Source organism: Streptomyces sp. NPDC059695, assembly GCF_042733785.1.
Taxonomy (GTDB): domain Bacteria; phylum Actinomycetota; class Actinomycetes; order Streptomycetales; family Streptomycetaceae; genus Streptomyces.
Genome location: NZ_JBHWFF010000018.1, coordinates 46,968 through 63,746 on the forward strand (window position 1 = coordinate 46,968; position 16,779 = coordinate 63,746).

Sequence of the window (16,779 nt, forward strand, 5' to 3'; positions counted from 1 at the left end):
GGAACGGGCCTCTAGAGGACGACCGCGCCCGCCGCCGGGGACGTCGTGGTGCGGGCCGCGCGGCAGGTGCCGGAGGCGACGAGGGCGGCGGCGACGGTCTCCGCCGCCTCCGCGTCCTTCACCAGGAACGCCGTCGTCGGGCCCGAGCCGGAGACCAGGGCCGCGAGCGCGCCCGCCCCGGTGCCGGCCGCCAGGGTCGCGGCGAGCGAGGGCCGCAGGGAGAGCGCCGGGGCCTGGAGGTCGTTGGCGAGGGTGCCCGCGAGGGCGGCGGTGTCCCCGGTGCGCAGGGCCTCCAGGAGGGCCGGGGACGCGGCCGGCCCGGGGACGTCGGTGCCCTCGGCGAGACGGTCGAACTCGCCGTACACCGCCGGGGTCGAGAGCCCTCCGTCGGCGACGGCGAACACCCAGTGGAAGGTGCCCCCGACCGGAAGCTCCGTCAGTTTCTCGCCGCGCCCGGTGCCGAGCGCGGCTCCGCCGACCAGGCTGAAGGGCACGTCGGAGCCGAGCTCCGCGCAGATCTCCAGGAGCACGTCACGGGGCGTGTCCAGCCCCCAGAGCGCGTCGCAGGCGAGCAGCGCGCCCGCGCCGTCGGCGCTGCCGCCGGCCATGCCGCCGGCGACCGGGATGTCCTTGGTGATGTGCAGGTGCACGTCCGGGGAGATGCCGTGCCGGGCGGCGAGCAGCTCGGCGGCGCGCGCGGCCAGGTTGGTGCGGTCCAGCGGCACCTGGTCGGCGTCCGGGCCCTCGCAGGTGATCGTCAGACCGTCGGCGGGCGTCGCCGTGACCTCGTCGTACAGGGAGACGGCGAGGAAGACGTTCGCCAGGTCGTGGAAGCCGTCGGGGCGGGCGGCGCCGACCGCGAGCTGGACGTTGACCTTGGCGGGGACGCGTACGGTGACGCCGCTCATGCCTTCGCCTCCGCGATCCGCGCGAACTCCTCGACGGTGAGCGACTCGCCGCGCGCCTGCGGCGAGATCCCGGCCTTCACCAGTGCCTCCTCCGCCGCGGCGGGCGAGCCCGCCCAGGTGGCGAGGGCGGCGCGCAGGGTCTTGCGGCGCTGCGCGAAGGCCGCGTCGACGACCGCGAAGACCTCCTGCCGGGTGGCGGTGGTCGCGAGGGGCTCGGTGCGGCGGACGAGGGAGACGAGGCCGGAGTCGACGTTCGGCGCGGGCCAGAAGACGTTGCGGCCGATGGCCCCGGCGCGCTTGACCTCGGCGTACCAGTTGGCCTTGACGGAGGGGACTCCGTACACCTTGTTGCCGGGCTTCGCGGCGAGCCGGTCGGCGACCTCGGCCTGGACCATGACGAGGGTCCGCTCGATGGTCGGGAAGCGCTCCAGCATGTGGAGCAGGACGGGCACGGCCACGTTGTACGGCAGGTTCGCGACGAGCGCGGTCGGCGGCGGGCCGGGCAGTTCCTGGACGTGCATCGCGTCGGAGTGGACGAGCGCGAAGCGGTCGGCGCGGGCCGGCATCCGGGCGGCGATCGTGGCGGGCAGCGCGGCGGCGAGCACGTCGTCGATCTCGACGGCCGTCACGCGGTCGGCGGCCTCCAGGAGGGCCAGGGTGAGGGAGCCGAGTCCGGGACCCACCTCCACGACCACGTCCTCGGGCCGCACCTCGGCCGTGCGGACGATCCGCCGGACGGTGTTGGCGTCGATGACGAAGTTCTGGCCCTTCTGCTTCGTGGGGCGCACGCCGAGGGCGGCGGCCAGCTCACGGATGTCGGCGGGGCCGAGGAGGGCGTCGGGGCTTTCGGGGCCGGTGGTGGTGCTCACCGGTACAGCCTACGGGGCCCCGGTACGGCCGGGGGCCGCCGACGGGCTCACCCGTGGAGCCTGCGCCCGCAGTGGGGCCACGGGCTCGCCCCCCGCTGCACGTAGAGCTTCTTCGCGCGGAAGGTCTGCTCGGCGGCCGGGGCGTCCTGCGCGGTGCCGGTGCCGCCGAGGGAGTGCCAGGTGCCGGGGTCGAACTGGTAGAGGCCGCCGTACGTCCCCGAGGGGTCGACCGCGTTCGGGCGGCCGCCGGACTCGCAGGCGGCGAGCGCGCCCCAGTCGAGGCCGTCGGCGCCGGTGACGGAGGTGGGCAGCGGCCGGGTGCCGACCCGCACCGTGCGGCCGACGGGCTCGCGGACGATCTCCTCGCCGGTCCTGCGCGGGCGCTGGCTGACGCCGTTGACCGTGCGCAGGCTGTACGTGACGCGGCGGACGCCCGGGACGCCCTGCCGTTCGACGACCTCGGTGCCGGCGAAGAGAGCGGGGTCGCGGACGCGCTCGACGGCGTACGGGATCGGCTCCTCCCGCACCTGCCGGGAGCCGGTGATCCGCAGCACGTTCACGGTCTGGCCGTCGCGGGGGAAGGAGTCGGCCGGGACGGAGGTCGTGTCCTGTCCGGCGAGGGTGATCCCGGCCTCGGCGAGGGCCTCGCGGACGGTGGCGGCGTTCGTGCGGACCGTCCGCTCGCGTCCGTCGGCGAGGAAGGTCACGGCCCGCTCGGTGCGGACGTCGAGGGCGAGGCCCTGGCGGGAGATGGCCGCGCCGCGCGAGGCCGACAGGTAGGCGCCCTCGGCGCGGACCCCGAGCTGGCGCAGCGCCCCCTCGACGGTCGCGGCGGTCGTCCAGACCTGGCGGCGCTGCCCGTCGAGGGTGAGGGCGACCGGCCGTCCGTACCGGACGACGATCTCGTCGCCGCTGGCCAGGGCCTCGCCGGGGCCGGGGGCGACGATGTCGTGCTCGCCGACGGCGACGCCCTCGTCGGCGAGGAGCTCGCGCACGTCGTCGGCGAAGGTGTGGAGGGTGCGGGGGACGCCGTCGACGGAGAGCTCGATGGCCTTGTCGTCGGCGACGAAGGCGCTGGTGCCGCCGGCGAGGAAGGCGACGACGAGGGCCTGCGGGACGAGTCGGCGCAGCCCCTCGGCGGCGGACCCGGCGCCGGCGGCCCTGCGGCGGCGGGCGGCCCGGCGGGCCCCGGCCCGGGTGCCCTGCCCGGGCAGGGACACCTCGGTGACCGGTGGCAGGACGAGGGGCGCCGCCTGGGTCGGCTGCTCGTGCACGGGCAGGGTCGCGGCCGCGCCCCGCCGTCCGGCTCGGTGACTGCCCTGGGAAGTGCTCACGAGGCCGGGACCCTAGCCCCGACCTCCGTCACTCTGCCGACCGACCCGGCTACGATGCGTAACCGTTATGTTCAGTAGTCGAAGGCGCGGGCCGTGTTCACGGCGATCGCCGCGGCCAGCTCGTTCTCCCCGATGCCGCGGACCTCGGCCATGGCCCGGACGGTGACCGGGATCAGGTACGGGGCGTTCGGGCGGCCCCGGAAGGGGGCGGGGGTGAGGAACGGGGCGTCGGTCTCGACGAGGACGAGCTCCAGCGGGGCGATCGCGAGGGCGTCCCGCAGCGGCTGGGCGTTCTTGAAGGTGACGTTGCCGGCGAAGGACATGTAGTAGCCCTTGGCGGCGCAGATCTCGGCCATGGCGGCGTCGCCGGAGTAGCAGTGGAAGACGGTCCGCTCCGGGGCGCCCTCCTCGTCGAGGACGCGCAGCACGTCGGCGTGGGCCTCGCGGTCGTGGATGACGAGGGCCTTGCCGTGGCGCTTGGCGATCTCGATGTGGGCGCGGAAGGAACGCTCCTGCGCGGCGATGCCCTCGGGGCCCGTACGGAAGAAGTCGAGGCCGGTCTCGCCGACCCCGCGGACGTGCGGGAGGGCGGCGAGCCGGTCGATCTCGGTGAGGGCGTCGTCGAGGGCCGCGTCGCCGCCGCCCTGGCGGGCGCCCTGGCGGGACCAGCCGTCGGGGTCGCCGAGCACGATCCGGGGCGCCTCGTTCGGATGCAGGGCGACGGCGGCGTGCACGTTGGCGTGGGCGGCGGCCGTCTCGGCGGCCCACTGCGAGCCCTTCACGTCGCAGCCGACCTGGACGACGGTGGTCACGCCGACGGCGGCGGCCTTGACCAGGGCCTCCTCGACGGTCCCGGACTGCAGGTCCATGTGGGTGTGCGAGTCCGCGACCTCCACGAGGAGGGGTTCGGGCAGCGGCGGCGGGGCGTCCTTGGCACTCATGGCCACGATCGTACGAGGGCCATGAGTGCCGCCGCGCGGGGTTGCCGGTGTCCGGCCGGTGACCTACTGGCGACGCCTGCGGTGGAAGAGGTCCGACAGGTGCCAGTGGTGCGGCACCGGCGGCTTCTCGGGGGTGTCCTCGGTCAGCTCCTGGCCGATCGGTCCGGCCGGCGACACGGGTTTCGTCGCCCGCGCCCCGTGCTGGTGCTTCTCGGTCGCGGCGATCAGGTCGAGCACCGACGACACCTGCCCCGCGCGCATGATGCGGACGACGTGGCCGCCGCAGTTCATGCAGGTGGGGCTGGACAGCGGGGACGGTACCCGCTCCCCGTCGGCCTTGTAGACGACGAATTCGTGGCCGGCGGCGTCGACGTGGTGCTCGATGTCGTACGCCTGCTCCCAGCCGTATCCACAGCGCATGCAGGCGAAGGCGTACGCCTCATGGGCGATGGATATGCCGGTGCCGGTGATCTCGCTCATGCCAGCTCCTCTCCACTGATCAGTGGACGCCTTTTCGGGCCGGAGCGCATCAGCGGGGGACGAACCATGGAAGGCTTTTGGCTCTTCCCTTGCCAAGCGCCCTGGGAAGAGTCCCGGCGCCGGGTTCGGCTTTGCCTTTCAGATTAGTCCTTTACCCTTTCCGGGGCCCGACGCGTCCGCATTCTTTGCCGCCACCACGGCATCGAACACCTCCCGCTTGGGAAGTCCCGCCTCGGCCGCGACGGCGGCGATCGCCTCCTTGCGGCGCTCCCCCGCCTCCTCGCGCACCCGCACCCTGCGCACCAGCTCCTCGGCGTCGAGTTCGGCGGGGCCGGTCTCCGGGGCGCCCTCGACGACGACGGTGATCTCGCCGCGCACGCCGTCCTTCGCCCATTCCGCGAGCTCGCCGAGCGGACCCCGCTTGACCTCCTCGTACGTCTTGGTCAGCTCCCGGCAGACCGCGGCCCTGCGCTCGGCGCCGAACACCTCCGCCATCGCGGCGAGGGTGTCGTCGAGCCGGTGCGGGGCCTCGAAGTAGACGAGGGTCCGCCGCTCGTCCGCGACCTCGCGGAGCCGTCCGAGGCGCTCGCCGGCCTTCCTCGGCAGGAAGCCCTCGAAGCAGAAGCGGTCCACGGGGAGGCCGGAGAGGGCGAGCGCGGTGAGCACGGCGGACGGGCCGGGGACGGCCGTCACCTTGATGTCCTGCTCGACGGCCGCGGCGACGAGCCGGTAGCCGGGGTCCGAGACGGACGGCATGCCCGCGTCGGTCACCAGCAGCACGCGCGCGCCGCCGACCAGCGCCTCGACCAGTTCCGGCGTACGGGCGGACTCGTTCCCCTCGAAGTACGAGACGACCCGGCCCGTGGTGTGGATGCCGAGCGCCCGGGTGAGACCGCGCAGCCTCCGGGTGTCCTCGGCGGCCACGATGTCCGCGCTCTGCAGCTCGGTGGCGAGGCGGGGCGGGGCGTCCGCGATGTCGCCGATGGGGGTCCCTGCGAGTACCAGCGTTCCTGTCACACGGGACATCCTCCCAGCCCGGACAGGCGACGCGCACAGGCGCGTTCCCTACGATGGCGCGGTGACCAGTACCGCACCCGAGGCCCTGGAGGGCCAGCACCCCGTGGCGGCGCCCGTGGCAGAGCCCTCTTCCTGGCAGCAGCGGCTGCGGCGCTTCGGCTACGCGCCGCCCGCCCCGGACGCCGCTCCGATCGGGCTGCGCGAACGGCTCGTCCCCCCGTACACCCGGCCGTCCGCGCGGACCTGGTCGCTCCTCGGCATCGGCCCCGGCCGGGCGGAGCGGCTGTGGCGGCTGCTGGCCTGGGGCGGTCCGCTGCTGGTCACGGCGGTCGCGGGCCTGCTGCGGTTCTGGAACCTGGGCAAGCCGCACGCGGTGATATTCGACGAGACGTACTACGCCAAGGACTCCTGGGCGCTGATCAACCAGGGGTACGAGGGGGCCTGGCCGAAGGACATCGACAAGACGATCCTCACCGACCCCGGCTCGGTCCTGGTGCCGACCGATCCCGGGTACGTCGTCCACCCGCCGATGGGCAAGTGGGTGATCGGCGTCGGGGAGAAGCTCTTCGGCTTCGAGCCCTTCGGCTGGCGGTTCATGGTCGCGCTGCTCGGCACGCTCTCCGTGCTGATGCTGTGCCGGATCGGCCGCCGCCTGTTCCGCTCGACGTTCCTGGGCTGCCTGGCCGGCCTGCTCCTGGCCGTCGACGGACTGCACTTCGTGATGAGCCGCACCGCGCTGCTCGACCAGGTGCTGATGTTCTTCGTGCTCGCCGCCTTCGGCTGTCTCGTCCTCGACCGGGACCGCACCAGGAAGCGGCTCGCCGCCGCCCTCCCCGAGGACGAGGAGGGGGTGCTGCGGCCCGACGCGGAGATCGCGGAGACCCTGCGCCTGGGCTGGCGGCCGTGGCGGATCGCGGCGGGCGTGTCCCTCGGCCTCGCGGCGGCGACCAAGTGGAACGGCCTGTACGTGATGGTCGCGTTCGGCCTGCTCACCGTCCTGTGGGACGTCGGCGGACGGCGGACGGCCGGCGCCGTCCGCCCCTACGCCGCGGTGATCAGGAAGGACCTCGTCCCGGCGTTCGTGTCGGTGGTGCCGGTGGCCCTGGCCACGTACCTGGCGACCTGGACGGGCTGGCTGGTCAGCGACAAGGGCTACTTCCGGCACTGGGCCGAGGACCACGACAAGGCGGTCGGCGGCGGCACCTGGGGCTGGCTGCCCGACTGGCTGCGGAGCCTGTGGCACTACGAGTCCGAGGTGTACACCTTCCACGTCGGCCTCACCTCGCCGCACACCTACCAGTCGAACCCGTGGTCCTGGATCGTCCTCGGCCGCCCCGTCTCGTACTTCTACGAGTCCCCCGCCCCCGGCGCGGCGGGCTGCCCCGTGACGGCGAAGGAGAAGTGCGCCCAGGAGGTCCTCGCCCTCGGCACGCCCCTGCTGTGGTGGGCCGCGTGCTTCGCGATCCTCTACGTCCTGTGGCGCTGGGCCTTCCGCCGCGACTGGCGGGCGGGCGCGATCGCCTGCGGCATCGCGGCCGGCTGGCTCCCCTGGTTCCTTTACCAGGAACGCACCATCTTCCTTTTCTACGCGGTCGTCTTCGTACCGTTCCTGTGCCTGGCGGTGGCCATGATGCTGGGCGCGATCATCGGCCCCCGGGGTTCATCGGAAAGACGCCGGACTTTCGGCGCGGTGGCGGCGGGATGTCTCGTGCTGCTCATCGTCTGGAATTTCATCTACTTCTGGCCCATCTACACCGGCACGCCCATTCCGCTGGACCAGTGGAGAAACCGGATGTGGCTCGACACCTGGGTGTGACGGGAGGAAAGACTCCCGGGTGTACAACCCTTCGCGCCGTCACGGGGTCGAACGGGTGCAAGGGGGAGGCGTGTCCGCGCCTCCGACGGCATCTGGTGTCCCGCATCCGGGGCGAGGAGGTTTCCGTGACGCGTGTGCGTACGGCCGTGGTGGCGGCGGCGTTGGCCGCATCACTGGCGCCGGTGGCGTTCGGGGGGCCGGCGGCGTTCGCCGCGTCCCCGGCGGCCGCCGCCGGGACGGCCGCAGAGCCCGGGACGGTCGTCCAGGAGGGGGGCCGGCTGACCGTTCCGGCGGGCGAGGAGGGGCCGGTGACGCTGCGGTTCACGGCCACGCTGCCGGCGGGCGTCCAGGGGCCGGTGTCCGCGTCCTTCGAGCTGGACACCTGGCTGGCCGAGGCCGCGGGGGGCGGCTCGCCGGTGAGCGCGGACGTGATCCGCTCCACCTGCTCGGTCAACGGCGTCCCGTACGGCGCGTGTGCGTGGGACATGCCCTACTTCCCGCCGTCCCTGCCGGATCCGCCCGTCCGGCCCTCCCTCGGCCTTCCCGAGGTGCCGGCCGCCGGCACCCTCACCTACACCGTCACCCTGGACGCCGACCGGACCGCGGCCGTCCTGGGCCGCCCGGACGTCCTGGTCCGGCTGACGGACGGCACGGGCGCGACCGTGGCCGCGGGCAGGCTCGGACTCGACTTCGTCGTCGGAACGCCGACCGCGGGGCAGCGCGGTGCCGTCCACGCGCGGGACAGGGACGGCGTGCTGTGGCGGTACGAGGGCACGGGCGTCGCCTCCCGGCCGTTCGCGACGCGCAAGCGGGTCGGCGGCGGGTGGAACGCCTACACCGCCGTCGTCCCGATCACGACCGCCACGGCGGACGGCCGCGGCGACCTCGTCGCCCGCGACAAGGCGGGCGTCCTCTGGTACTACGGGGGCACCGGCAAGCCCTCCGCGCCCTTCGCCCCGCGGCAGCGGATCGGCGGCGGCTGGAACGCGTACACGGCGATCGTCGGCGTCGGTGACGGCGGTCTGGTCGCCCGGGACAGGGACGGCGTGCTGTGGCGCTACGAGCGGAGGTACAACGTCCCGTACGGACCGCGGCAGCGGGTGGGCGGCGGCTGGAACACGTACACCGCCCTGACCATGTCGGGCTCCCACGACGGAGTGCTGGGCCGCGACAAGGACGGCGTGCTGTGGAAGTACAACGCTCTGGGCCCCGTTCCCTCGCTGCCCTTCGAGCAGCGCCGGCGCGTCGGCGGCGGGTGGAACACGTACACGGCGATCGCGGGCACCGCCGAACTCGGGCGTGACACGTACCCCGACCTCGTCGCGCGGGACGGCGCCGGGAAGCTCTGGCTCTACCAGGGAACGCGCAAGCCCTCCGCGGAGCTCGTCCCCGGCTCGGCCCGCACCCTCGTCGGCGGCGGCTGGAACACGTACGACCTGATCTTCTAGGCCGGCCCGCCCGGACCCGCGCGGATCCGCCACAGAGGACGACGGGGCAGGTTTGACGGATGTGACGAAAGTTTCTCGACACACGAACGTGACGGCTGCTTGACTCGTCGGTCCACCTGGGGAGGGGAGGCGCAGTCATGCGCAGTGGAGCCAAGGTCGCGATCGTCGGGGGCGTGTTCGCCGTCGTGGCGGGCGGTGTGGGGTACGGCGGCTACAACCTCTGGAACGGGGTCACGGGCGGCGAGACCGGCCCCCGCTCCGAGTCCGCGCCGAGAACGGGACCCGTCACCCCCGACGAGGTCACCGCCGCCGCGAAGGACTTCCTGGCCGCCTGGGCCGCCGGGGAGCCCGAGCGGGCCGGACAGCTGACGGACGACCCGGTCACGGCCGGCTCCGCGGTCGCCGCGTACCGCGAGGGCGGGAAGGTCTCGAAGGCCGTCATCACGCCGGGGACCCCGGTCGGCGCGCGGGTGCCGTTCACGGTGAAGGCGACGATCACGTACGAGGACGTGTCCAGGGACTGGTCGTACGCCTCCGAACTGACCGTGGTGCGCGGCCAGACCACCGGGCGCCCGCTCGTGAAGTGGCGGCCGGGCGTGCTCCACCCGAAGCTGACCGCCGCCGGCGCCCTGCGCACCGGCGTCGCGAAGACCGCCGAGGTGAAGGCCGTCGACCACGACGGCGTGGAGCTGACGGCGAAGAAGTACCCCTCGCTCGGGCCGGTCCTGGCCGAGCTGCGCAAGCGGTACGGGGCGCGGGTCGACGGCACCGCCGGCGTCGAGACCTGGATCGACTCGGGCAGCGAGAACCTCCCCGACACCCCGCTCCTCGTCCTGCGGAAGGGGAAGCCGGGCACGCTGCGGACCACCATCGACGCGGACGTCCAGGCGGCGGCCGAGAAGGCGGTCAAGGGGTTCGGGCAGGCCTCGGTGGCCGCGGTCGAGCCGTCGACGGGCGCGATACGGGCGGTCGCGAACAACCCGGCCACCGAGTTCAACACCGCGCTCCAGGGGCAGCAGGCGCCCGGCTCGACGATGAAGATCGTCACGGCGGCGATGATGATGGAGCACGGTGTGGCCGGGCCGGGCGACAAGGTCGAGTGTCCGCCCGACGTGCTGTCGCGGGGCCGGACCTTCCAGAACCTCGACAGGTTCGGCATCCCCGACGCCACGCTCACCGACGCCTTCAGCCGCTCCTGCAACACCGCCTTCATCAAGGCGATCAGCCCCCTCGCCGACAAGAAGATCGCGGACACCGCCCTCGGCGCGACCGCGCGGCGCTGGTTCGGCATCGGCGAGGAGTGGAACATCGGCGTCGGGGCGTGGGACGGCTCCGTGCCCGAGTCGGCGGGGAGCGAGACGCCCGCCTCGTACATCGGCCAGGGCAGGATCACGATGAGCGCCCTGAACGTCGCCTCGCTCTCCGCGACCGCGAAGAACGGCGCCTTCCGCCAGCCGTACCTGGTGGCGAAGGAGCTCGACGACCGCGACTTCGCCGAGGCGGAGCCGCTCCCCGGCGAGGTCGCGAAGGGGCTCCGCCGGATGATGACGGCGGCGGCGACCCGCTCCGACGGCACCGCCACGCGGGCGATGTCCGGGCTCCCCTCCCCCAAGGGCGGCAAGACCGGCTCCGCCGAGATCGACGGGCAGGCCACCTCCAACAGCTGGTTCACCGGCTACTCCGGCGACCTCGCGGCCGCGGCCGTCGTGCAGGCCGGCGGGCACGGCGGCGACGCGGCGGGACCGGTCGTCGCGCGGGTCCTGAAGGCCGGCTGACCGCACGCCGGAACCCTGTCGCGTGCCCCACGCACCGACCGCTAGCGTGCGGGCCATGACGACCGACGAGGACACCGCCTCCGCCGCCCACCCCCAGTTCGCCGCCGCCCTGCGGGAGCTGGATCTCGACGTCGAGATCCGCCGCTTCCCGGACGAGACCCGCACCGCCCTCCAGGCCGCCGAGGCCATCGGCTGCGAGGTCGCCGAGATCGTGAAGTCCCTGATCTTCGCGGCCGACGGGGAGCCGGTGCTCGTCCTCATGGACGGCGCCTCGCGGGTGGACGTCGAGCGGGTCCGACAGGAGCTGGGCGCGCGGAAGGTGACGCGCGCGGACGCGAAGGCGGTCCGGGAGACGACGGGGTACGCGATCGGGGGCGTCCCGCCGTTCGGCCACCGCACCCGGACGAGGGTCCTGGCCGACCGGGGCGTCCTCGACCACGCCGTGGTCTGGGCGGCGGCGGGCACCCCGCACACGGTCTTCGCGATGGCCCCGGAGGCACTGGTCGGACACGCGGGCGCCACGCTGGCGGACGTCCGCGAGACCTCGGAGTGACCCCGCTCGTCACGCTCGCGGTCCTCGTCGCGGCCGTCACGCACGCCGGCTGGAACGCGATCGCGCACGGCATCAAGGACCAGCTGCTCTCCTTCACCCTCATCTCCGGCGGCGGGGCGCTGACCGGTCTGGCCGTGGCCTGCTTCGTACCGCTGCCGGCGGCGGGGGCGTGGCCGTACCTGATCCTCTCGGCGCTCCTGCACATCGGCTACTACGTCCTGCTGATGCGGTCCTTCTCGCTCGGCGACTTCGGCCAGATGTACCCGATCGCGCGGGGTACGGCCCCGCTCGTGGTGACCGTCCTGGCGGCGGTCCTCCTCCACGAGGTGCCGGGCGGCTGGCAGTTGCTCGGGGTGGCGGTGGCCTGCGCGGGCCTGACGGGCCTCGCCCTGTGGGGCATCCGCGGCAAGGGCGCCCGCCCGCACTGGCCGGCGCTCGTGGCCGCGGGCGCGACGGGCCTGTCGATCGCCCTGTACACGGTCGTCGACGGCGTCGGCGTCCGCGCCTCGGGCACCCCGCTGGGCTACATCGGGTGGCTGATGATCCTGGAGGGCCTCGTGATCCCCGCGTACGCCCTGTGGACGCGGCGCGCGGCCCTCCTCCCCCAGCTCCGCCCGTACGCCGCCCGGGGCCTGCTCGGCGCGGTCCTGTCGGTCGCGGCGTACGCCCTCGTCCTGTGGGCCCAGACGAAGGCCCCCCTGGCCCCGATCGCCGCCCTGCGCGAGTCCTCCATCATCGTGGGCGCGGCCATCGGCGCCCTCTTCTTCAAGGAACGCTTCGGCGCCCCGAGGGTCGCGGCGGCGGGCCTGATGGTGATGGGCATCGGACTGATGCTGCACGCGGGCTGAACGGCCGTCGGCACCGTTCCCAGCTCGGGGCGGCGTCGCTACCGTGGAGCGATGGACGCAGGCCTGGCAGGGGTGATCGGCGCCACCGTCGGCATGCTGGGCGGGCTGGGAAGCGGCTTCGTCGCCTTCCTCGGCCAGAACGCCCAGCAGCGCCACCAACAGGTCATCGACCGCGAGCACCGGCTCGAGGAGAAGCGCCGCGAGGCGTACCTGACCTGCATCGAGACGTCGAAGCAGGTGACGTCCTCGTGGTGGAGGCTGGCCAATCACCTGCTCTCTGACGAGCGGTCACCCGACCAGAGCCGCCAGTACGCGCAGGACGCGCAGAACGGGTGGGTCACGTTCACCAAGACGGCGGACGCGGTGAGCATCGCCGGCCCCGACGAGATGGCCGGCGTGGCCCAGTCGCTGCGCGAGGCCATGTGGCGCATGGACCGCGCCGGCACCTCCTGGTACACCTGCGTGAGCGCCGGAGGCCACGCGGACCTGGCCTCCTGCGAAGCGGAGTTCAGGGCGGCCGAGGCCGCGCGGACCGAGTGGGGGTTCGTCTTCCTGTCGACCGCCCGGCGAGCCCTGATGAGTGAGAGGTAGGGCCCCTCGACTCCGTGGGCCTCGCTCCTCGCCTCCGTGGGCCTCACCCGCCGCCGGGCCTCTACGCGTCGCCCAGCACCTCCGCGAAGTGGGTGTTCACGGCGAGCAGGCCGCCGTCCACGCGGAGGGTCGTGCCCGTGATCCAGGCGGCGTCCCTGGAGGCCAGGAAGGCCACCGCCGCCGCCACGTCCTCCGGGGTGCCGACGCGGCCCAGCGGGTAGACGCGGGTGGCCAGGGCCGTGAGGTCGGCCTCGCGGCCCGCCCAGGCCGTGGTCGCGATCGTGCCCGGGTTGATCTGGTTGACCCGGACCCCGCGCGGGGCCGCGTCGCCCGCCAGCGTGCGGGTGAGGGAGGCGAGGCCCGCCTTGGCGGCGCTGTAGGCGTGGCCGCCGAAGTCCGCCTCCGCGTTGACCGATCCGATCGTGACGATCGCCCCGCGCCCGCCGGCCGCCGCGAGGTGCGGCAGGGCCGCCCGGGAGCAGCGGACGGCGCCCATCAGCGTGACGCCGAGCTGGCCGGTCCAGCCCTCGTCGGGTTCGTCCTCGAAGCGGTCCCGGTCGGCGGCGACGGGGGCGAGGGCGTTGTTGACGAGGACGTCGAGGCGGCCGAAGGCCCGTACGGCGTGCGCGACGGCCGTGTCCACCGACTCCTGGTCGCCGACGTCGCAGCGCAGCGCCTCCACGCCCGGGAGTCCTTCCGCCGTCTGCCGGGCCGCGGCCTCGTCGATGTCCGTGACGAGGACCCGCGCGCCCTCCGCCGCGAGCCGCCGGGCGGCGGCCGCGCCGATGCCGCGCGCCGCGCCCGTGACCAGTGCCGCGTACCCGTCGAAGCGTTTCGTGAGATCCATGGGCCGATCCCAGCATCCCGTGAAACCTTTTCGCAACACATTGTTCACGGAATTCATGGACGAATGGCAAGAGAACGTGGACTCGCGGCCATTCGGCCAGGGCCGAAAGTCTTTGACACGCACCCCGGCGGAATAACACGATCGGTCCCGCCGACCACTTTTTGAGCCAGGGGGAAGAAATGGCTGCCCAGCAGCACGCGTCCGAGTCCCACGCGTCGTACGAGTCCGGTGTCGAGGAGATCTGCGAGGCGCTTTCCTCCCGGAGCTTCGACCTGATCTCCGGCGAGAAGGTGAAGTCGCTCCTCCTGCGGCGCTCCGAGTCCGCGCTCGACGACCTGGACCCCTTCCGGGACAGCTGGTCCCGGATGCCGCTCGACGGCTACATGGCGGACGGCGGCCGCTACCGCCGCCGCCGGCACGCGACGCTGAGCGCGCCCCGGGCGAGCGCCGACTACCGCGTCGAGGCCCACCAGCCGCACTACCAGGGGCTCGACTACAACAACCTGAACGGCGGCGTGGCCCGGCACTACGAGCCGTTCGAGGAGCAGATCCTGCGCGGCCGCACGATGGACAGCCTGGTGACGCTGGGCTGCGACATCTTCGGCCGCCTCGCCCCGTACTCGGGCTGGCACATCGAGGCCCACCAGTTCCGCATCGAGGTGAACGGCGAGGAGGTCGGCCTGCCGACCCCCGAGGGCGTCCACCGGGACGGCGTGACCTTCGTCCTGATGGCGATGATCGGCCGCTCGAACGCCATCGGCGGCGAGTCCACCGTCTTCAACCTGGACAAGCAGCCGGTGGAGAAGTTCTCCCTCACCGACCCCCTCGACGTGGCGCTCGTCAACGACGAGCGGGTCTACCACGGCGTCACGCCCATCGAGCAGGTGGACCCCGCCGTCCCGGCCTCGCGCGACGTGCTGGTGATCACCTACCGTCACAAGCCGTAGGCGTCCGCAGGACGGTACGGCGCGGGGGCGGCCACGACGGCGCCCCCGCGCCCTTTCACCACCCGAGTGAGAAGACGGGAAAATGGGTCAGCTAATCGCCGTAGCGGTCATCACCATTCTGGCAGTCATCAGTCCTGGTGCGGACTTCGCGATGACCGTGCGGAACAGCTATTTGTACGGGCGGACCGCCGGCGTTCTCGCTGCCGTCGGAATTTCCCTGGGCGTTCTCGTCCACGTCACCTACACCATGCTGGGCGTGGGACTCCTGGTGACCCGGACCCCGATGCTTTTCACCGCGATGAAACTGATCGGCGCCGCGTACCTGGTGTACATCGGGTACAAGACGTTCGTCACCAAGGCCCAGGTGGACATCGACCTGTCGAGCGACGCCGGCCTGTCGAAGGCGGGGGCGCTGCGCACCGGCTTCCTGACGAACGCGCTCAACCCGAAGACCATGCTCTTCGTGCTGAGCACCTACACCCAGGTCGTCAGCGCCGACACCCCGGTCTTCCAGCAGGTCGGCTACGGCCTGTTCATGTCGCTCGCACACCTGGTCTGGTTCGCGCTGGCCGCGGTGCTCTTCTCCAACCAGTCCCTGCGCACCCGGCTGCTGCAGCGGCAGAGCGTGCTGAACAAGGTGATCGGGACCGTGCTGGTCGGGCTCGGGATGGTGCTCGCCCTGACGCCGTCCGTCGCCTGACGGCCGGGCGTCAGACGGTCGAGACCCGTTCCACGCGCGGCTCGGCGATCGTCCGGTAGTCCTCGGCGGACAGGGCGAGCGAGCGGTCGAGCCGGGCCGCGTTGAAGAAGAACTCCGGGTGGACGAGCAGGTCGGGGTCCACGATCAGCTCGAGCCGCTCGTCGAAGGAGAAGGGGAGGATCGTGCCGCTCTGCGAGCCGGCGAGCTCCTCCGCGATCTCCGGGGAGGCGAAGGAGACGTACGTGCCGCCGTACAGCGCCTTCACGGCGTTGAGGTCGATGCGCCGGTCGCCCGGGACGACGACGAGCGCGAAGCGCTTCTCCTTCTTGCCGATCTTCACCATGGCGATGATGCACTTGGCCGCCCGGTCGAGCGCGTGGCCCCGGAGCGCGCTGACCGCCTCGGTGGCGCCCTCGGGGGCGTGCTCGATCACCCGGTAGGCCGCGCCGCGCTCGTCGAGCAGGGCGAGCAGCTTCTCGTAGGTGTCGTTCACAACGCCCGTACCGTCCGTGGTCATTCGGTTCCTCCCGCTTTCAACTGGTTTACGCATCGGGTGTGTTGACCCTACGCCTGTTGTCCATGTGCCGGAGCAGCGCGACACCCGGGCCGTCCAGCTCGTACAGCACCCGCACGCCCTCCCGTCGCCGCCGGACCACTCCCGCGGCGACGAGGGCGGTGAGGTGCTCGGAGACCGTGCTCGGGGCGAGCCCCAGGGACGCGGCCAGGTCCGAGGTGGTGGTGGGGGCGACGAGGCCGCGGACCACACCGGCCCGGCTGCGGCCGAGCAGGATCTCCAGACGGTCCCCGCGGGCGGGGTCCCCGGCGGCGTCCCGCCGGCCCGGCGGGCGGGTCTCCCCGAGGAGCACGGCGGCCCCCTCGGCCCGGTAGGCGACGGCCGTCGTGCCGTCGGGCGCGGACGCGGAGTACGGGGCTCCCCTGCCGAACACCAGGGGGACGAGGACGATCCGGGAGACGTCCGCCACCGCGGTCCGGCCGGTCGCCCCGGCGCCGTGCAGCCTCAGGACGTCACCGTGCCGGGAGAGCCGGCGCCCGCGCAGGGAGCCGAGCAGCCGCTCCGGGCCCTGCGTGGCGAGGATCCGGGCGCGCAGCAGGATGTCCTCCTCCGTCGCGACCCGCAGGGACGCCTCGTACGGGGCGAGGGCCGCGCGCCGGTAGCGGGGCAGGACGTCGCACAGCTCGGCGAGCCGGGCGCGCGGGTCCGCGTACAGGGGGCGCACCTCGGCGGGGACGCCCTGCGGGAACCACTGCTCCAGCTCCTCCCGGACGCGGGCCGCGGGGACGGCGGCGAGCGCGGTGAGGTCGGCCGTGAGGTCACCCCGGGACGGGTGCGGGACGACCAGGAGGAACGAGGGGAGGGCGCCGCCGCGGGCGCGGTACAGATGGACGAGCCAGCCCGGGACGGTCACCTCGGCCCGGGTCAGCGAGCGGCGGGCCGCCCGGTCCCAGTGGGCGTACGGCCAGGGCGCGAGGCCGCGCCGGGTGGAGAGCAGCCCGATGCTGCCGTACGTCTCCCAGAGCCGGCTCTCGGCGATCCGGACCGTTCCGTATCCGGACCGCCGCAGCGGAATCTCGATCACCACGCACCCCCGTGCCCGCTCCCTCGGTCAGTGGAGCGGCCACACGGTATCGGCCAGGTGGCCGGGGAACTGCCCGGCTTCCGCGCACAATGTCAAGTCGCCTGCCA

General features: G+C 73.4%; 17 protein-coding genes. 8 read left to right on the top strand and 9 right to left on the bottom strand.

The genetic code is table 11. The features are described from left to right. Positions 1-11: 11 nt before the first annotated feature. From ACFV2S_RS22665 to rsmI, 6 genes are all read right to left on the bottom strand, one after another. A complete protein-coding gene (locus tag ACFV2S_RS22665; RefSeq protein ID WP_385561962.1) occupies positions 12-908 on the bottom strand; it encodes a 4-(cytidine 5'-diphospho)-2-C-methyl-D-erythritol kinase in 897 nt (298 codons plus the stop codon). After that, entirely contained in the window at positions 905-1,777 is an 873-nt protein-coding gene (gene rsmA, locus ACFV2S_RS22670; protein WP_382867450.1) for a 16S rRNA (adenine(1518)-N(6)/adenine(1519)-N(6))-dimethyltransferase RsmA, read from the bottom strand. The genes ACFV2S_RS22665 and rsmA overlap by 4 nt, the downstream gene beginning before the upstream one ends. A gap of 47 nt (positions 1,778-1,824) precedes the next feature. Next, a complete protein-coding gene (locus ACFV2S_RS22675) occupies positions 1,825-3,111 on the bottom strand; it encodes a ubiquitin-like domain-containing protein (RefSeq protein ID WP_385561965.1) in 1,287 nt (428 codons plus the stop codon). A gap of 71 nt (positions 3,112-3,182) precedes the next feature. Further along, positions 3,183-4,052 (bottom strand): TatD family hydrolase, encoded by an 870-nt coding sequence (locus ACFV2S_RS22680; protein WP_385561968.1) that lies wholly within the window; start codon positions 4,050-4,052, stop codon positions 3,183-3,185. 63 nt (positions 4,053-4,115) lie between these two features. After that, positions 4,116-4,532: a hypothetical protein gene (locus ACFV2S_RS22685; protein ID WP_383797745.1), complete on the bottom strand. Its 417-nt coding sequence runs from the start codon at positions 4,530-4,532 to the stop codon at positions 4,116-4,118. A 138-nt stretch (positions 4,533-4,670) separates the two neighbouring features. Continuing rightward, positions 4,671-5,558, bottom strand: coding sequence for a 16S rRNA (cytidine(1402)-2'-O)-methyltransferase (gene rsmI, locus ACFV2S_RS22690; RefSeq protein ID WP_383797746.1), 888 nt, complete (start codon positions 5,556-5,558; stop codon positions 4,671-4,673). Between the two features lie 52 nt (positions 5,559-5,610). On the opposite strand from rsmI, the gene ACFV2S_RS22695 reads away from it, so the two are divergent. The 6 genes from ACFV2S_RS22695 to ACFV2S_RS22720 all read left to right on the top strand — a co-directional run bounded on the left by ACFV2S_RS22695 (position 5,611) and on the right by ACFV2S_RS22720 (position 12,580). After that, a complete protein-coding gene (locus tag ACFV2S_RS22695) occupies positions 5,611-7,365 on the top strand; it encodes a dolichyl-phosphate-mannose--protein mannosyltransferase (protein ID WP_385561973.1) in 1,755 nt (584 codons plus the stop codon). 125 nt (positions 7,366-7,490) lie between these two features. Then, complete coding sequence (locus ACFV2S_RS22700; protein WP_385561976.1) at positions 7,491-8,813, top strand: tachylectin-related carbohydrate-binding protein; 1,323 nt, start codon at positions 7,491-7,493, stop codon at positions 8,811-8,813. A 137-nt stretch (positions 8,814-8,950) separates the two neighbouring features. After that, positions 8,951-10,588, top strand: coding sequence for a penicillin-binding transpeptidase domain-containing protein (locus ACFV2S_RS22705; RefSeq protein WP_385561979.1), 1,638 nt, complete (start codon positions 8,951-8,953; stop codon positions 10,586-10,588). 55 nt (positions 10,589-10,643) lie between these two features. Continuing rightward, positions 10,644-11,141 (top strand): YbaK/EbsC family protein, encoded by a 498-nt coding sequence (locus tag ACFV2S_RS22710; RefSeq protein WP_385561982.1) that lies wholly within the window; start codon positions 10,644-10,646, stop codon positions 11,139-11,141. Next, positions 11,138-11,989 (top strand): EamA family transporter, encoded by an 852-nt coding sequence (locus ACFV2S_RS22715; RefSeq protein ID WP_385561985.1) that lies wholly within the window; start codon positions 11,138-11,140, stop codon positions 11,987-11,989. Before ACFV2S_RS22710 ends, ACFV2S_RS22715 begins: the two co-directional genes overlap by 4 nt. Before the next feature lie 51 nt (positions 11,990-12,040). Continuing rightward, entirely contained in the window at positions 12,041-12,580 is a 540-nt protein-coding gene (locus tag ACFV2S_RS22720) for a hypothetical protein (protein WP_385561987.1), read from the top strand. Between the two features lie 61 nt (positions 12,581-12,641). Here the strand turns inward: ACFV2S_RS22720 and ACFV2S_RS22725 are convergent, their stop codons facing one another. After that, complete coding sequence (locus ACFV2S_RS22725) at positions 12,642-13,427, bottom strand: SDR family NAD(P)-dependent oxidoreductase (RefSeq protein ID WP_385561990.1); 786 nt, start codon at positions 13,425-13,427, stop codon at positions 12,642-12,644. Between the two features lie 179 nt (positions 13,428-13,606). Between ACFV2S_RS22725 and ACFV2S_RS22730 the strand changes: the two genes are divergently transcribed. After that, complete coding sequence (locus ACFV2S_RS22730) at positions 13,607-14,374, top strand: 2OG-Fe dioxygenase family protein (RefSeq protein ID WP_385561993.1); 768 nt, start codon at positions 13,607-13,609, stop codon at positions 14,372-14,374. Positions 14,375-14,456: 82 nt separating this feature from the next. Next, positions 14,457-15,074 (top strand): LysE family transporter, encoded by a 618-nt coding sequence (locus ACFV2S_RS22735; protein ID WP_365225024.1) that lies wholly within the window; start codon positions 14,457-14,459, stop codon positions 15,072-15,074. Between the two features lie 10 nt (positions 15,075-15,084). Here ACFV2S_RS22735 and ACFV2S_RS22740 read toward each other — a convergent pair whose 3' ends face one another. Together ACFV2S_RS22740 and ACFV2S_RS22745 are read right to left on the bottom strand one after the other, a co-directional pair. Beyond that, positions 15,085-15,591 carry a YbaK/EbsC family protein gene (locus tag ACFV2S_RS22740; RefSeq protein WP_383797261.1) on the bottom strand — a complete coding sequence of 169 codons (507 nt, stop codon included), beginning with the start codon at positions 15,589-15,591 and terminating at the stop codon, positions 15,085-15,087. A 25-nt stretch (positions 15,592-15,616) separates the two neighbouring features. Continuing rightward, positions 15,617-16,675, bottom strand: coding sequence for an ArsR family transcriptional regulator (locus ACFV2S_RS22745; protein WP_385561998.1), 1,059 nt, complete (start codon positions 16,673-16,675; stop codon positions 15,617-15,619). Between the last annotated feature and the right edge of the window lie 104 nt (positions 16,676-16,779).

Excerpts from the sequence above, each read along its gene's own strand:
- ACFV2S_RS22720 (WP_385561987.1), top strand. The coding sequence starts at position 12,041 with ATGGACGCAGGCCTGGCAGGGGTGATCGGCGCCACCGTCGGCATGCTG.
- ACFV2S_RS22730 (WP_385561993.1), top strand. The coding sequence starts at position 13,607 with ATGGCTGCCCAGCAGCACGCGTCCGAGTCCCACGCGTCGTACGAGTCC.
- ACFV2S_RS22680 (WP_385561968.1), bottom strand. The coding sequence starts at position 4,052 with ATGAGTGCCAAGGACGCCCCGCCGCCGCTGCCCGAACCCCTCCTCGTG.
- ACFV2S_RS22665 (WP_385561962.1), bottom strand. The coding sequence starts at position 908 with ATGAGCGGCGTCACCGTACGCGTCCCCGCCAAGGTCAACGTCCAGCTC.
- ACFV2S_RS22710 (WP_385561982.1), top strand. The coding sequence starts at position 10,644 with ATGACGACCGACGAGGACACCGCCTCCGCCGCCCACCCCCAGTTCGCC.
- ACFV2S_RS22685 (WP_383797745.1), bottom strand. The coding sequence starts at position 4,532 with ATGAGCGAGATCACCGGCACCGGCATATCCATCGCCCATGAGGCGTAC.
- ACFV2S_RS22740 (WP_383797261.1), bottom strand. The coding sequence starts at position 15,591 with ATGACCACGGACGGTACGGGCGTTGTGAACGACACCTACGAGAAGCTG.
- ACFV2S_RS22705 (WP_385561979.1), top strand. The coding sequence starts at position 8,951 with ATGCGCAGTGGAGCCAAGGTCGCGATCGTCGGGGGCGTGTTCGCCGTC.
- ACFV2S_RS22725 (WP_385561990.1), bottom strand. The coding sequence starts at position 13,427 with ATGGATCTCACGAAACGCTTCGACGGGTACGCGGCACTGGTCACGGGC.
- rsmI (WP_383797746.1), bottom strand. The coding sequence starts at position 5,558 with ATGTCCCGTGTGACAGGAACGCTGGTACTCGCAGGGACCCCCATCGGC.
- ACFV2S_RS22735 (WP_365225024.1), top strand. The coding sequence starts at position 14,457 with ATGGGTCAGCTAATCGCCGTAGCGGTCATCACCATTCTGGCAGTCATC.